Source organism: Pseudolactococcus yaeyamensis (assembly GCF_054658615.1).
The window spans coordinates 1-13,077 of sequence record NZ_BAAGGP010000080.1; the positions used below are offsets into that span (position 1 = coordinate 1).

Genomic DNA, 13,077 nt, shown 5'->3' on the forward strand with positions numbered 1-13,077 from the left:
TAAGCAAAATCCGTGAGTCCATTCCAGAACTATTATCTCTGAGAAACGGCTCAGTAGTCAAGTGAAAATTAATATCAATTAGGTAAAAATCGTAGTGGTTAATCACTACTAGAATATATTATACGAGAGAGGATGATGAGGTGAAAAAAAGACGATTTACTTAGGTTGCGTCAATCTGAAAATAAATCAAGTCAAGATGAAGTTGTAATTGGCAAAACTTATCTGTTCATCTATTCTTATCGTCATATCATAGAAAAACAAGACAATATTTGGTCTTATGACAAGGAGTATTCGTTATCTGATTAGATAATGTTTTGAATGTTAGATACTAGCCAGAAAAATATAACAAATAAGCTAGGACTTCAATATTGAAATCCTAGCTTATTTGTCATATTTTTTAATTAAAGTGTCACAATTTTTGTGCCATGCACATAAGGACTGCCAGTCTGAGCTGAAACTGTTTCGGCGTTGGCAGCAGTGACGCCACCACCTGCTAAAATCTGGATGCGACCATCAGCATAGCTGACAAGTTCGGCGATTGTTTCTGTATTGACTGATTTGCCGAGTTTGTCACCGTGCATGAGAATTTTGTCAAATCCGAGTGTGACAAGTTCGTCGAGGGCGGATTTTTGTAAGTCTGTCGGTATCTCGTCAAAGGCCATGTGAAAGGTGACAGGCAGACCTTGACTCGCAATCATTAGCGTTTCCAAGGCTTCTAGGTCTAAGCTATTATCATCTGTTAGCGCACCGAATACCAGCTCACTTGTGCCAGCTTCAACGGCTTTCAGAATGTCAGATTCCATGATGCGAAGCTCGATGGAGTTGTAGACGAAGTCGCCACCACGCGGGCGAATCATGCTGGCAAAGGTTGTTTTGGTGTCCTTGAGGTAGTCGGCGGTTTCTTTGATGACGCCGTAGCTTGGGGTCGTGCCGCCTACTGCGAGATTGTCGCAGAGCTCAATGCGTTCAGCACCAGCAGCAACTGCACGGGGAACATCGGTAAAGTTTTCAGCACAAAATTCTCTGATTAACATGCTAAGTCTCCAATCTGTTTTTAGATTACTTTGATTATACCATATCTGAATGAAAAATAATTTAAAAATAGTATATACAAAATTGTATATACGTGTTACAATAGGTGTGTGGAGTGACAGGTCGTGAAATGATTATTGAAAGCGCTTGCTTTTGCGGCATCTGGTAAAGGAAGTGAAAAGATGACAGGTTTTAATGTTAGTTTTAAAAAGTTAGTCATAGCAGCAACTTATGCCTTGCTTTCAGCTATTTCGGTTAATCTGTTTTGGTTACCTGGTGGCATTTATGCCAATGGTGTAACAGGTTTTGCGCAATTAGTCGTTGCTTTATCAGGAAAGTTTAACTTGCCTATGCTAGATTTGGCAACCTTAGTCTTATTCATCAATGTGCCGTTACTGGTCATCGCTTGGTTTAAAATCGATCGGAAGTTTACCATCTTTACTATCATCGCTGTTTTTATGACATCGGTGTTTATGAAGCTTATCCCGGTCATGGCACTGACGCATGATCCTGTTATTTGTACCGTATTCGGTGGCTTAATCCATGGTCTAGGCGTTGGGATTACACTGAACAGTGATTTTTCAACGGGTGGGTTGGATATCATCGGTATATTGGTTAGAAAAGTAATGACGCGAAGTATTGGCACGATTTTTACAGCTTTTAATTTGGTGATTGAATTTATTGCTGGTTTCGTTTTTGGTTGGCGGTATGCGCTTTATTCAGCGATTACGATATTTATCAATGGTAAAGTTGTTGATTTTGTCAATACGAAAGAGAAGAAAGTCCAACTTTTGATTGTGACGCGGCACGCTAGTGAGATGTTACAACGAATTCAAGCTAGCCACCAAAGTGGCATTACAGTCATTAATCATGCGCAAGGTGGCTATTATCATGAAGCACAAGATATTTTGCTTTTAGTTGTCACCAGTCATGAGCTCAACACGATTGCTACTGTGGTCAAAAAAGTCGATCAGCTAGCATTTATGAGTATTACTAAAGGGATTGAAACCAATCGAAGCACCAGTCAATGGGGCTAACAGCAATATAGAAAGAAGTACGACATGGAAAATAAAAAAGGGGTTTCGATTTATAAGCAGGTTGCTAAAGAAATTGAGCGCAAGGTTAAAAATGGGATTTATGTCTCGGCACAAAAATTACCATCGGAAGCAGAACTCGCTCAAGAATTTAATGTGAGTAGATTGACTGTCAGAAAAGCGATTAATCTGTTGATTGAGAAAAAAGTACTTGTCAAGCATCAAAATACAGGGACTTATGTCATGAACCATCAAAAATTAGCGAGTGGTGCGTCTGGTCTACAAGGCTTTAATGAAGTTGCCAAAGCGAAAGGTAAGACACCGCGAACAGAAGTGATTGGTGTCTATCAGATTGATTATGACGATAAATTATGGGAAGAACTGGAAGCTAACGCAGATGAGGTCATCAGCAATGTCAATCGCATTAGGTACTTAGATGATTTGCCAATGACGGTTGAAGATTTGTATATCAGACAAAAATTTCTGCCTGAGCAGTTAGAAGAGACAGCGTTTGAAAACTCAATTTTTGAGTTGATTGAACAGAAAATAGCTATCGCCTATTCTCATCAGGAGATTGAAGCCATTTTAGTTGATAAAATGATGAGCATTGCTTTTGAGTTACCAGTTGGACAGCCGATGTTTCGTGCGACATCAAATGTCTTCTCAGTTACTGGTGTGCCCATCATGCACGATATATCCTATTACCGTAGTGATGAGTATGTCTTCTCAAATACCTTGGTTAGAAGTCAAAATTAGAGGTGTCTCATGGTAGCAGAAATCAAACAACTTGTTGCGGATAATTGGGAGAATTTCCTAGAGGATTTAGCCCAAGTTATCCGTATTCCTAGTGTAGCGGGCGATGCAGAAGAAACCTGTCCTTTCGGGCGTGAACCTAAAGCAGCGGTACTTAAAGCACTAGATATTGCCAAATCTTACGGTTTTGAAACGAAGTTGGTCAATCAGGCAGTCGGCTATGCCCAGTTTGGTGAAAGTCGCGCAGATCAAAAGTATCTGGGCATTATCGGTCATTTAGATGTTGTCCCAGCAGATGAACCCAATTGGGCTAGTCCACCTTTTGAATTGAGTCGGCGTGATGGTGTGCTTTATGCCAGAGGAGTTTTGGATAATAAAGGGCCGATTATGAGTTGTTTATTTGGCTTGAAACTCATCAAAGATTTAGGTGTTCAGCCTAAAATTCCTATCCGTGTGCTATTCGGCTCTAACGAAGAAACAGGCAGTCATGATATCCCCCTTTATTTGGAAAAAGAAGTGCCGCCTATTTTCGCTTTTACGCCTGACTGTAAATATCCTGTTGTTTATGGCGAACGTGGCATTGTCAATTTGGCAATCAAAACGCCAATAAAGGATGAAGCACTGGCTAAATTAAGTGATTTTCAAGGTCGGATGTCAAGAAGTATCGTTCCGAGTGAGCTCCGTGTGACTTTTGATAATCAACAGATTACTGCTCTTGGCAAGTCTAGTCCATCAAATGCACCAGAAATGGGGATTAATAGCATTACCGAATTAGCACATCAACTCCGAAAAACACTGCCAACAGGTGAGTTAAAAACTTATTTTTCATGGCTTGATGACCATATATCAGAGGATCATTATGGGGAAAAATTAGGGATTGGCTATTCGGATATGGCATCAGGAAAATTGATTTTAACACCTGTCTTTATCGAAAAGACAGATAATCAAGAATTGTGTCTAGAACTAGCTATCAGATATCCGATTTCAGTGACAGAAGACATGATTGTCACAAAAATCAAGGAAAACTTACCGCAAGATTCCCAAGTGATGGTGGTACGTTCATTGAAAGGAACGAATTTCCCTAAGGATAATCCTTATGTCAAGCGATTAAGTGATGTCTATGGAAAAGTAACGGGATTAGATGCTACACCAGTGACAACGACTGGTGCAACCTATGCCAGACATATGCCTAATACGGTTGCTTTTGGTCCATCATTTCCGGGGCAAAAAGGGATTGCGCATAAGGAGAATGAGTATTTTGTAGCAGATGATTTAAAAACAAATCTCATGATCTATGCGCTAGCAATTTATGACATGTGCTTATAAAATCAAACGATAGGTTATATTGAAAATATAAGCGCTCTATCATTTTGGGTTCTGAAATGTGGGGCAATCATGCACCACAAATAAATAATTGCACAAGTTACGACGATTTCTTAGCCGACTCCATCGTGACTTAAGAAAGAAAAGGAGATATTAAAATGTTCGACAAACTAGAAAATATCATGGTTCCCTTGGCAACGAAGATAGGACGCAATAAGTATTTGATGTCCATTCGGGATGGGTTCATGGTTTCAACACCGCTTTTGATAGCGGGCTCGGTGTTCCTCCTAATTGCCAATTTTCCGATTGATGCTTGGCTGAACTTTCTGCGTTCGACCGTTGTCAATCATAACTTAGTTGACATCAATGGGGTTCCAGTTTACGCGGGCACACTGATGGCCTATCTTGAAAAAGCATCAGACTCAACTTTCTCACTCATGGCAATTTTTGCTGTGATGGGGATAGGCTATGCCTATGCCAAACACAGCAAAACATCACAAATTTTTGGAGCCGCGGTCTCATTGATGAGTTGGTTCATCCTCATGCCATTTCGTGTCACGGGCAATGTCCCATTAGCGGGTGCTGAAGGCGGTGTTGATGTTGAAATCGGCGGTATCAGCATGGCTTGGGTTGGTGCTAAAGGGATTCTGATTGGTATTATCTGTGCCTTTGTTTCTGTTTCAATTTATGCTTGGGCAGAAAGAAAAGGCTGGGTCATTAAAATGCCTGAAGGCGTTCCGCCGATGGTTGTACAATCTTTTGGAGCACTCATTCCTGCTTTCGTCGTAATGGCAATTTTTTGGTTCGTTAATCTAGGTTTTGGATTTGCAGGGACAAATGTTTTTGACTTGGTTTACAAATGGCTGCAAACACCGATTCTCAAACTAGGAGATACTTTAGGTGCCATGAGCATTGCCTATCTCTTCTTGCACATCTTCTGGTTCTTCGGGGTCAATGGTGGTAGCGTTGTTGGCGCAGTTTTCAATCCTATTTTGGACACCCTATCTCTTGAAAATGTTGAATTCTTAAAAACAGGAGCGGGAACACCTCATATCATTAACCACCAGTTCCAAGATTTATTTGCGACTTTTGGTGGTGCAGGGTCAACTTTGTCTCTTCTCATTGCCATGTTGCTATTCTGTAAATCAAGACGGGTGACTGAACTCGGTAAATTGGCCTTAATTCCAGGAATTTTCGGAATTAATGAACCCATCGTTTTTGGTCTACCTATCGTTTTAAATCCAACCTTACTGGTTCCGTTTGTTTTAGTGCCAGCACTTAATATTTTAATTGCTTATGCTGCGATGGCGGCTAAACTCGTGCCGATTTGTAGTGGGGTGAATATTCCTTGGACGACACCTGTTATTATCTCAGGATTCCTATCGACAAACTGGGCAGGTGCTGTCCTACAATTTCTACTTTTGATTTTAGGTGTGTTTATCTATATGCCATTTATTAAAGTCATGGATAAACAATATCTCAACGAAGAGCATGAAGCAGAGCTTGCGAGTGCTTTGGGGACTGGCATTACAGATGATATGTTGAGCTTTGACGATTTGTAAGCTTAAAGGTAGTTGCGTATAATAAAGAGGTAAGATAATGAAAATACTAATGGTATTAAACCAAATTCAAGCAGGTATCGGTACAAAAGATGACACGCACGTGCCTTTGACAGCAACACAAAATCCTGTTGGTCCAGGCAGTATGATGAAATCGATGATGGCAAAATATGATGAACAATTACTCGCAACAATTTATTGTGGGACAGGACTTTATGAAGATGATAAGGCAGTGACGACACGAAAAATTGTTGGCATGGTCAAGCGTTTAGGGGCAGATGTTGTGATTTGTGGTCCTTCTTTTGACTACCTTGATTTTTCTAAAATGAGTCTTGAGATTGCGCAAGCTATTCAAAAAGAAACAATAGCAAAAGCTGTCTGTGCCATGTCAGGTGAAATGACTGACTTGATTGCAATGCATCAGACAAATCTGACGATTGTTAGAATGCCTAAAAAAGGTGGGACAGGATTAAATGACGCCTTGGAAAATATTTGTAAGGTTGTCGCACAAGTTGGCAATCATCAAGAAGTTGATGCCGCATTGATTTATTGAAAAAGAAAGCAGGTAAAGACATGACATATGGGATCATTGCGACATGGGCAATGGCATTAGAGGGTGTCAGCGATGCCGCTAAAAATTTGGCAAATCAGGGGAAGATTGCCGAGAATATTGAAGCTGCCATCAGAAATATAGAAGACTTTCCTTTTTATAAATCGGTTGGTTATGGCGGTCTGCCAAATGAAGAAATGATTGTCGAATTGGATGCCGGCTTTATGAATGGGGATAATTTAGACATTGGTGCTGTTGCAGGCATTCAAGACTTTGCCAATCCAGTTTCAATCGCAAGAGCGCTTTCAACAGAAACGCTCAATAATGTTTTGGTCGCCGAAGGTGCCGCAAAGTATGCCCAGAAAATGGGCTTTGAACGAAAAAATATGCTGACGGATCGTGCAACGATTCATTATAAAAATAGGCTTAAGGAAAATAGTCAAGCGACTGTTTCAGAAATTGTGCCTTATCGTGGTCATGATACGGTTGGTGTTGTCGGTGTTGATATGACTGGAAGTGTCGTTTCTGCGACATCAACCAGTGGGTTATTTATGAAACGTGCGGGTAGAGTTGGCGATTCCCCCATAGCTGGCGGTGGTTTTTATGCAGACAGTGAAGTTGGCGCAGCGAGTGCAACAGGTCTTGGAGAAGATCTGATGAAAGGCTGTATCTCCTATGAAATCGTACGTCTGATGCGAGAGGGTCTGTCGCCACAAGCTGCCTGTGAGCAAGCCGTTAATAGGCTAGAGGCACAACTTATCAAACGCAAAGGAACAGCAGGGGATTTATCAGTTGTTGCGATTGATAAAAATGGGAATTATGGTTGTGCGACAAACATTGATAATTTTTCCTTTGTCGTTGCAACTAACAAAATCGCCCCGACTGTTTTCATTGCTAATCGCGTTGCTGGTCAAACAGTTCACGAAAAAGCAAGTGTCGCATGGTTAGAGAATTATATCCAGACAAGAACAGCACCACTGGTCGAAGACTAATTTAGAAAATTGAATAAAGAGTCTGGGACAAAAGTCAGAAATTGCTTATTTTTGACAAATTTTGAAACTGAAAAACCGTATGAAATCAACGTTTCTAGAAACGTTGATTTCATACGGTTTTCGTATTTCTGAGACTTTTGTCCCAGCCTCTCTTTGTCTGTCATCTGAAAATGCTTAATTTACAGAAAATTGACAAAAACAAGTTGATTTGTTATCATAGAGCGATTAGTATAATATTATTTTAAATTAAAGAAAAGAGACAATTGTCATGGTAAAAATTATTGGTATTGAAAACGATGAAATCTTGATTGGACAAGATAACAAGGAAATTTTAGCTGTTTCATCAGATAAATTAAACTTTATATCTCCTGTGATTGGTGAGTCTGTTGAAGTTTATGGTAACGGTGATGATATTATTGTAAGTAGAGCGTAGGCTCAAGCTTTTTCAGTTCCAGATTATGGTCCAGATACAAAGCGTATTTCAAAGGTTGCCTATATCCTCTTGACTTGGTTTGTCGGTGTATTGGGCGTACATCGCTTTTTACGAGGTCAGATTGGCTTAGGGATTCTGTATCTTGTGACCTATGGTGGTTGTGGTGTCGCTGCTTTAGTCAATGCGATTATCGGTTTGGTCAAATTGAGCAACTACGAAGGAGCTGATTATTATTTCGATTCAGAGGGGAAATGGAAATAAATTATATTTGCTCATTTCGGTTTTTTACAGGTATTCCTTGCCCATGTTGTGGCATGACTCGGGCTTTTTTGAATATTTTATCGGGTAATATGGTTGAAGCATTTGCTTTTCATGCTTTGTTTTGGTTAGTCCCAATTTTTTTCGTAATTTTACTGTTTTATCTAGTTAAGAAAAAACGCATTTATTTGACCTTACTTCTGGGGATGGCTGGGATAAATTTTCTATACTATTTATTTCGTCTGGTTACAGGGTTTCCACAAGGCTTTTAAGCAGTCTAATTCAATCAAAAAGCGAAAATCCTCGCTTTTTTTGATATAATATACTCAATTAAGTAAATAAAGCAAACATTTTTGGCTATTTTCCATCGGTTCTTCGTTTGGCTATTATCTTTGCGCGAAAGCAGCTTAGATAAATAGCTATGTACCACGTGCCTTAGTGGTTCTACTACTTAGGCGTGGGACAAAAGCCTTGACGTACACCTGCACGCCTACGCCTTATCGTCTCGAATTGACGAAAAATATCTCAAAAATGTTGTTCACTTTCTTTACTTAAGTAAGTATAGTCTTAAAAATCAAGAGAAATTGGTCAGATATGAATACAAACAACATCTCAAAAGGCAAATTAAGCGGCAAAAAAATTGGGGTTTATTTTGGTACCTTCGCGCCATTACATACCGGTCATCAGCAGCAAATTTATAAAACGGCCGCTCTAAATGAGGGTGTTTTGCTGATTGTATCAGGCTATGATGGCGACCGTGGTTCGCAAATCGGTCTGCATTTGGAGAAGCGTTTTCGCTATCTACGGGAAGCCTTTAACGATGAACCTGCGATTAAAGTAGCGAAACTCGATGAAAATGGTATTCCGAAAATGCCACATGGTTGGGATGACTGGACTAATCGATTATTTGACTTGATTCGTACCAACACCACATCAGAAAATCTTGACATTACTTTTTATGTCGGAGAAGCAGCCTACGTGACGGAATTAAGCAAACGTTTTCCCAAAAATGATGGCAATACCTACGCAGTCGAAATTGCTGATCGCAAGGATATTCAGATTTCTGCCACCATGATTCGGCAGAATCCGCAAACCTATTGGCAGGAAATTAACCGTGTGTTTCGTCGGCAGTTTTCAAAGGTCGTGACGATTATGGGCTCGGCTTCAACAGGCAAAACCACCCTCGTGCGCAGATTGGCACGTTCTATCAATGCCCCGTTTTCCGAAGAATATGCGAGAATTTATGAAGAGCAAGCAAATCTTGACGATGACGAGCTGGGGATGGATGACTATGCCCGATTGATTACCGGTCAGTATGATGCGAATTCACACGAGATTAATTCGCCAGCAAATCAAGGCATTGTTTTTCTGGATACGGATGCCATCGTGACGCGGGTTTATGCTAAACTATATCTGAGCAAAGTCGAGCAAGACCAGCTTGAACCCTTGTTTCAACAAACAATCCGCAATGAACAGATGGATTTGATTTTGGTTATGCCACCGATTACGACTTATGTCAATGACGGTTTTAAAAATATGGCTTGGGAAGCCTCTCGACAGTTTTTTCATGATGAACTCATGCGTCAATTGGCTGAGTTTGACCTCATGGACAGAGTTGTTTTGCTAGATGATGCTGGCGATGGTCGCGATCAAGGGGGCTATCTCAGTCGTTATCACCATGCCATTGATGCCGTCAAAGCACGGACAGGTATTGAAATAAAACGCCTAGAATTTTAAAATTCTAAGCGTTTTTTTGATCTATCATTGATCTTCTGACATTATCTAGGACAAAGGTCACTTTTCTAATTTTACTCAAGAGAATAAACCGAATCTGATTGGATTGTAGGTCTTTGACGACAACTTGTCGTTCGGTAATGTTTGAAATGCTACCTGTCAAACTCATAAGGTTACCATTTTTTTCATTGAAATGAAGATAAATGGCATGATTAAAGGAGTGGGCAAGCTCGAGATTGGCCAGAACTTCAAGATTAATATGTGCATCTGCCTGTTTTTGGCACACCGACTGCCCAGCAAAGAAGTTACGAATTCCCTTAAATATATTTTTCATAAAAAAATTATAGCATATTTTGAGATAAATTGTCCCAAATTTCGTATAATAAGATAGAGTATAAAACAAAGGAGTAACTATCACGAATGAATGAATTTAAATTTGAAATTGAAGAACACTTGATTCTTCTGTCTGAAAACGAAAAAGGCTGGAAAAAAGAGTTGACCCGCGTCTCTTGGAATGGGGCGCCAGCTAAATTTGACATCCGTCAATGGTCGCCAGACTACACAAAAATGGGCAAGGGAGTGACCTTAACCAATGAAGAGTTCCAAAAATTAGTGGACGAATTCAAGAAATAAAAAAATGTGTCAGATGATTGAAATCTGATACATTTTTTAATTGGTAAAGATGACATAAATCATACAAATATAGAGCAGTAAGGTCATAAAAAAGGTCACTCGCCAGAAAAAATGGAGAAATTTTTTGGCACTAAAATCACGATAATAAAATAAATCGAGTAAGAGTAAGATGAGCGCCAAAGCTGATATGAGTAACAAGAAATATGGCAAGATACTGACGTTTGTCACTTGACGTGAAAAATAATGGAGGCCGAAAATCAAGAAAAAAGTCACAACATCTGGGACATTAAGCGGCAGATGTTTTCTGATTTTAAAAAAGTTAAAAAAGATAGCGATGAGTGTAAATATTATTATCGGATAAAGCGTAATCAATAGTTTCATGAGCATAAGACTATTTTAACTTTTTTAACCTAAAAATACAACTCAGCTCCTGTTCAAATTAGCAACACAAGCTAGGCTTTGTCAGTATCCTCAGCTTGTTTAGCAGCTGCTGTTGCAAAGTAAGGGTGTGTCTTCAAAGCACGGCGAAGTGCATAACCGATAAATGCGGCAAGAATTGCTTTGACAAGACCGGGAATAATGAAAGGTAGAAACCCAGATTTAAAGGCAACTTGCAAGGATAGATGGGCGACAAGTGACAGCCAAACTGTTCCCAAAGCCAGACACCAAGCAGCACCGATAATGTTGGCTGCGCTATATAGAATGAGTTTCCCACGTGTGCTTTTGACCATGAAAGCTGTTTGTCCGAGTAGTGACACTTGTTGCGATTGGAGTAAGAACCCGATCAAAAAGCCACCTGTTGGTCCAAGAATCACACCAAAACCAGCAGCGCCTCCAGCAAAAACTGGGATACCAATGGCACCAAGAATAAGGTAGAGGCAAATCGCTAGAATACTATCCAGAGGTTTAAGTAAGGTTGCCATAATCCCAACCGCTAGTGTTTGAAGTGTTAGTGGGACAAGCGGTAGTGGAATGGTGAGTTGGCTTGCGACGGCTAGAAATGCAGTTGAGATGGCGATAATCGCCATCCTTTGAACTTTGTTGTTTGTCATGTCGTGTGATTTGAGGTCTTAAAATGCGAAACATTTGAGGACCTTTTCCTTTCTAAATGGCAGTAAGGTTTATTTGTAAACCAAAACTTATTTTTTAGTATACAATAAAAAATAAGTTTTGGCAATAGCGAGTTATAAGAGAAAAAGCAACCGAGTGGTTGCTTTCAACTTGATGCAAGCCATCTCGCCTCATCTGTCCATCTGTTTATTCTGAAATAGCCGCAAAATTGGCGCCAACAAAATCAGCTAAAAGTTGCGGTTGAATCCGAATACTGCGCCCGATTTCACCAGCAGAGACAATCATAAAGTCCTTGCTGAGCGCAACCTCATCGATAAAAATCGGGAAATCATGCTTTTGATGAATACCGACAGGATTGTTAGCACCGTGAATATAACCCGTTGTTTTCTGCAAGTCTTTTTGCGGAATCATGCTGACTTTTTTATTGCCAGACACCTTGGCGAGTTTCTTTTCTGATAAATGCTGGGTCAGCGGGAGCATCCCAATCACAGGTCCAGTATTGCCCATCAAAGCCAAGGTCTTGTAAATATCCGCTTTCACAATGCCCTCCGGCAACTCGTCTTTTAAAGCGTCTAAAGCGAGTGGCTCATGGGAAATACCTGCCTTATCCAGAATCTGTTCGACCAGCGTTTTCTTCAACTTGCCTTTCTTCATTTGTAGCGCTCCTCGAGCTTACTCATCCATAGGCCTAGCCACAGCCCAAGGGCTGTGAAAATGGCAGCAAGCACAAAAGTTAGGAAGCCACTTCCGGCATAGCTGATACTTTCAGCGCTCTGGCCATTTGGTACGAGAATCAGCACAGTAGAGGCGGCCACAATCCCTAAAATGAAATGAAAGACCCGTGAATGATGATGTTCCAGCAAGTGTTCCATTGTTTTCGCAAAAAGTAACATGGCAATCACACCACCAATGGCAATTGGTAGGAAAACATGAACCAAATCAAAGTTTTTGAAACCTGTCAACATCGGCGAGTAAAGGCCTAAAATCAAAAGCAAGTTGGATGGAGAAAGACCGGGCACTAAGACACCCAAGGCAATCAAGGCACCCGCCAAGATAAAGGTTGCGAAATTAGCAGGTAGTGTTCCGAAAATATAGGGCAGGGCATATAAAATGACAAGGCTTGCACCAAAAGTGCCAAATAACCAAGTCCAGTCGATTTTATCACGAGTAGACCGACTTTCAGCCTCCGCCCAAAGGGCAGGTAAGCTGCCAACGATAGCCCCTGCAAAGCCCCAGAGGACGATGACTTGGTAATGTTCTAAGAGAAATTCGAGCGGTCGAGATAGGAGACCAATCCCAAGAATACCGCCAATCCCGACAGGTAAGAAGTAGAAAAAATCTGCCTTGAAATTCCGGCGAATGTGGGCAAGAAATGTGAGCATCCGCTCGTAAATGCCTAAAATTGCTGCAAGGACGCCGCCTGAAACACCCGGTAAAATGAAGCCGAGTGCGATGACCACCCCTTTGATTAGTCTAATCAGCCATGACATGTTTTGTTTAACCACCTTATTTTTATTTGTATCTATCCATTATATCAAAAAAGCGCTTGATTAGCGCTCAGACTTTTCGATAAGGGCATCACTAAAACGTTGAATGGATTTTTTCCAGACAAAAGTAAACTTGTTGGCATTAGCTTCAAGTTTTGTACCATCAATAAAAATGGCTGTTTCATCAATCATTTTTTCTTGAACAAGTAAACTTCTAA

17 protein-coding genes are annotated in these 13,077 nt (G+C 40.5%); 11 read left to right on the top strand and 6 right to left on the bottom strand.

Going from position 1 to position 13,077, the window contains the following annotated elements:
- Positions 1–401: 401 nt before the first annotated feature.
- The gene (locus ACYQ21_RS12555; RefSeq protein WP_460058761.1) at positions 402–1,034 is read right to left on the bottom strand and encodes a copper homeostasis protein CutC; all 633 of its coding nucleotides are present in this window, start codon (positions 1,032–1,034) and stop codon (positions 402–404) included.
- A 135-nt stretch (positions 1,035–1,169) separates the two neighbouring features.
- Here ACYQ21_RS12555 and ACYQ21_RS12560 point away from each other — a divergent pair, with 135 nt between their 5' ends.
- From ACYQ21_RS12560 to ACYQ21_RS12605, 10 genes are all read left to right on the top strand, one after another.
- Complete coding sequence (locus tag ACYQ21_RS12560; RefSeq protein WP_460058763.1) at positions 1,170–2,069, top strand: YitT family protein; 900 nt, start codon at positions 1,170–1,172, stop codon at positions 2,067–2,069.
- Between the two features lie 24 nt (positions 2,070–2,093).
- Positions 2,094–2,822, top strand: coding sequence for a GntR family transcriptional regulator, LSA1692 subfamily (locus ACYQ21_RS12565; protein WP_460058765.1), 729 nt, complete (start codon positions 2,094–2,096; stop codon positions 2,820–2,822).
- Positions 2,823–2,831: 9 nt separating this feature from the next.
- Positions 2,832–4,145 carry a Sapep family Mn(2+)-dependent dipeptidase gene (locus tag ACYQ21_RS12570; protein WP_460058766.1) on the top strand — a complete coding sequence of 438 codons (1,314 nt, stop codon included), beginning with the start codon at positions 2,832–2,834 and terminating at the stop codon, positions 4,143–4,145.
- A gap of 155 nt (positions 4,146–4,300) precedes the next feature.
- Positions 4,301–5,704 (top strand): PTS sugar transporter subunit IIC, encoded by a 1,404-nt coding sequence (locus ACYQ21_RS12575; protein WP_460058767.1) that lies wholly within the window; start codon positions 4,301–4,303, stop codon positions 5,702–5,704.
- Positions 5,705–5,741: 37 nt separating this feature from the next.
- Positions 5,742–6,254 (top strand): GrdB-related putative oxidoreductase, encoded by a 513-nt coding sequence (locus ACYQ21_RS12580; protein ID WP_460058769.1) that lies wholly within the window; start codon positions 5,742–5,744, stop codon positions 6,252–6,254.
- Between the two features lie 20 nt (positions 6,255–6,274).
- Positions 6,275–7,243 carry a N(4)-(beta-N-acetylglucosaminyl)-L-asparaginase gene (locus ACYQ21_RS12585; RefSeq protein WP_460058770.1) on the top strand — a complete coding sequence of 323 codons (969 nt, stop codon included), beginning with the start codon at positions 6,275–6,277 and terminating at the stop codon, positions 7,241–7,243.
- A gap of 268 nt (positions 7,244–7,511) precedes the next feature.
- Complete coding sequence (locus ACYQ21_RS12590) at positions 7,512–7,676, top strand: hypothetical protein (RefSeq protein ID WP_460058771.1); 165 nt, start codon at positions 7,512–7,514, stop codon at positions 7,674–7,676.
- 45 nt (positions 7,677–7,721) lie between these two features.
- The gene (locus ACYQ21_RS12595) at positions 7,722–7,937 is read left to right on the top strand and encodes a TM2 domain-containing protein (protein WP_460058782.1); all 216 of its coding nucleotides are present in this window, start codon (positions 7,722–7,724) and stop codon (positions 7,935–7,937) included.
- Positions 7,928–8,206 carry a DUF2752 domain-containing protein gene (locus ACYQ21_RS12600; RefSeq protein WP_460058772.1) on the top strand — a complete coding sequence of 93 codons (279 nt, stop codon included), beginning with the start codon at positions 7,928–7,930 and terminating at the stop codon, positions 8,204–8,206. The genes ACYQ21_RS12595 and ACYQ21_RS12600 overlap by 10 nt, the downstream gene beginning before the upstream one ends.
- 322 nt (positions 8,207–8,528) lie before the next feature.
- Positions 8,529–9,671, top strand: coding sequence for a nicotinamide-nucleotide adenylyltransferase (locus tag ACYQ21_RS12605; RefSeq protein ID WP_460058774.1), 1,143 nt, complete (start codon positions 8,529–8,531; stop codon positions 9,669–9,671).
- Between the two features lie 4 nt (positions 9,672–9,675).
- Here ACYQ21_RS12605 and ACYQ21_RS12610 read toward each other — a convergent pair whose 3' ends face one another.
- Positions 9,676–10,002 (bottom strand): hypothetical protein, encoded by a 327-nt coding sequence (locus tag ACYQ21_RS12610; protein WP_460058775.1) that lies wholly within the window; start codon positions 10,000–10,002, stop codon positions 9,676–9,678.
- An 86-nt stretch (positions 10,003–10,088) separates the two neighbouring features.
- Here ACYQ21_RS12610 and ACYQ21_RS12615 point away from each other — a divergent pair, with 86 nt between their 5' ends.
- The gene (locus ACYQ21_RS12615; RefSeq protein ID WP_460058776.1) at positions 10,089–10,301 is read left to right on the top strand and encodes a YdbC family protein; all 213 of its coding nucleotides are present in this window, start codon (positions 10,089–10,091) and stop codon (positions 10,299–10,301) included.
- 36 nt (positions 10,302–10,337) lie between these two features.
- Here the strand turns inward: ACYQ21_RS12615 and ACYQ21_RS12620 are convergent, their stop codons facing one another.
- The 4 genes from ACYQ21_RS12620 to ACYQ21_RS12635 form a co-directional block, all read right to left on the bottom strand.
- A complete protein-coding gene (locus ACYQ21_RS12620; RefSeq protein WP_460058777.1) occupies positions 10,338–10,688 on the bottom strand; it encodes a DUF3397 family protein in 351 nt (116 codons plus the stop codon).
- A gap of 65 nt (positions 10,689–10,753) precedes the next feature.
- The gene (locus tag ACYQ21_RS12625) at positions 10,754–11,353 is read right to left on the bottom strand and encodes a biotin transporter BioY (protein ID WP_460058778.1); all 600 of its coding nucleotides are present in this window, start codon (positions 11,351–11,353) and stop codon (positions 10,754–10,756) included.
- Between the two features lie 205 nt (positions 11,354–11,558).
- Positions 11,559–12,026 (bottom strand): aminoacyl-tRNA deacylase, encoded by a 468-nt coding sequence (locus ACYQ21_RS12630; RefSeq protein WP_460058780.1) that lies wholly within the window; start codon positions 12,024–12,026, stop codon positions 11,559–11,561.
- Positions 12,023–12,877: a DUF368 domain-containing protein gene (locus tag ACYQ21_RS12635; RefSeq protein WP_460058781.1), complete on the bottom strand. Its 855-nt coding sequence runs from the start codon at positions 12,875–12,877 to the stop codon at positions 12,023–12,025. Before ACYQ21_RS12635 ends, ACYQ21_RS12630 begins: the two co-directional genes overlap by 4 nt.
- Positions 12,878–13,077: the final 200 nt, after the last annotated feature.

Coding starts and splice junctions, on each gene's coding strand:
- ACYQ21_RS12555 (WP_460058761.1), bottom strand. CDS start 1,034: ATGTTAATCAGAGAATTTTGTGCTGAAAACTTTACCGATGTTCCCCGT.
- ACYQ21_RS12565 (WP_460058765.1), top strand. CDS start 2,094: ATGGAAAATAAAAAAGGGGTTTCGATTTATAAGCAGGTTGCTAAAGAA.
- ACYQ21_RS12570 (WP_460058766.1), top strand. CDS start 2,832: ATGGTAGCAGAAATCAAACAACTTGTTGCGGATAATTGGGAGAATTTC.
- ACYQ21_RS12575 (WP_460058767.1), top strand. CDS start 4,301: ATGTTCGACAAACTAGAAAATATCATGGTTCCCTTGGCAACGAAGATA.
- ACYQ21_RS12580 (WP_460058769.1), top strand. CDS start 5,742: ATGAAAATACTAATGGTATTAAACCAAATTCAAGCAGGTATCGGTACA.
- ACYQ21_RS12585 (WP_460058770.1), top strand. CDS start 6,275: ATGACATATGGGATCATTGCGACATGGGCAATGGCATTAGAGGGTGTC.
- ACYQ21_RS12590 (WP_460058771.1), top strand. CDS start 7,512: ATGGTAAAAATTATTGGTATTGAAAACGATGAAATCTTGATTGGACAA.
- ACYQ21_RS12600 (WP_460058772.1), top strand. CDS start 7,928: ATGGAAATAAATTATATTTGCTCATTTCGGTTTTTTACAGGTATTCCT.
- ACYQ21_RS12605 (WP_460058774.1), top strand. CDS start 8,529: ATGAATACAAACAACATCTCAAAAGGCAAATTAAGCGGCAAAAAAATT.
- ACYQ21_RS12610 (WP_460058775.1), bottom strand. CDS start 10,002: ATGAAAAATATATTTAAGGGAATTCGTAACTTCTTTGCTGGGCAGTCG.
- ACYQ21_RS12615 (WP_460058776.1), top strand. CDS start 10,089: ATGAATGAATTTAAATTTGAAATTGAAGAACACTTGATTCTTCTGTCT.
- ACYQ21_RS12620 (WP_460058777.1), bottom strand. CDS start 10,688: ATGCTCATGAAACTATTGATTACGCTTTATCCGATAATAATATTTACA.
- ACYQ21_RS12625 (WP_460058778.1), bottom strand. CDS start 11,353: ATGACAAACAACAAAGTTCAAAGGATGGCGATTATCGCCATCTCAACT.
- ACYQ21_RS12630 (WP_460058780.1), bottom strand. CDS start 12,026: ATGAAGAAAGGCAAGTTGAAGAAAACGCTGGTCGAACAGATTCTGGAT.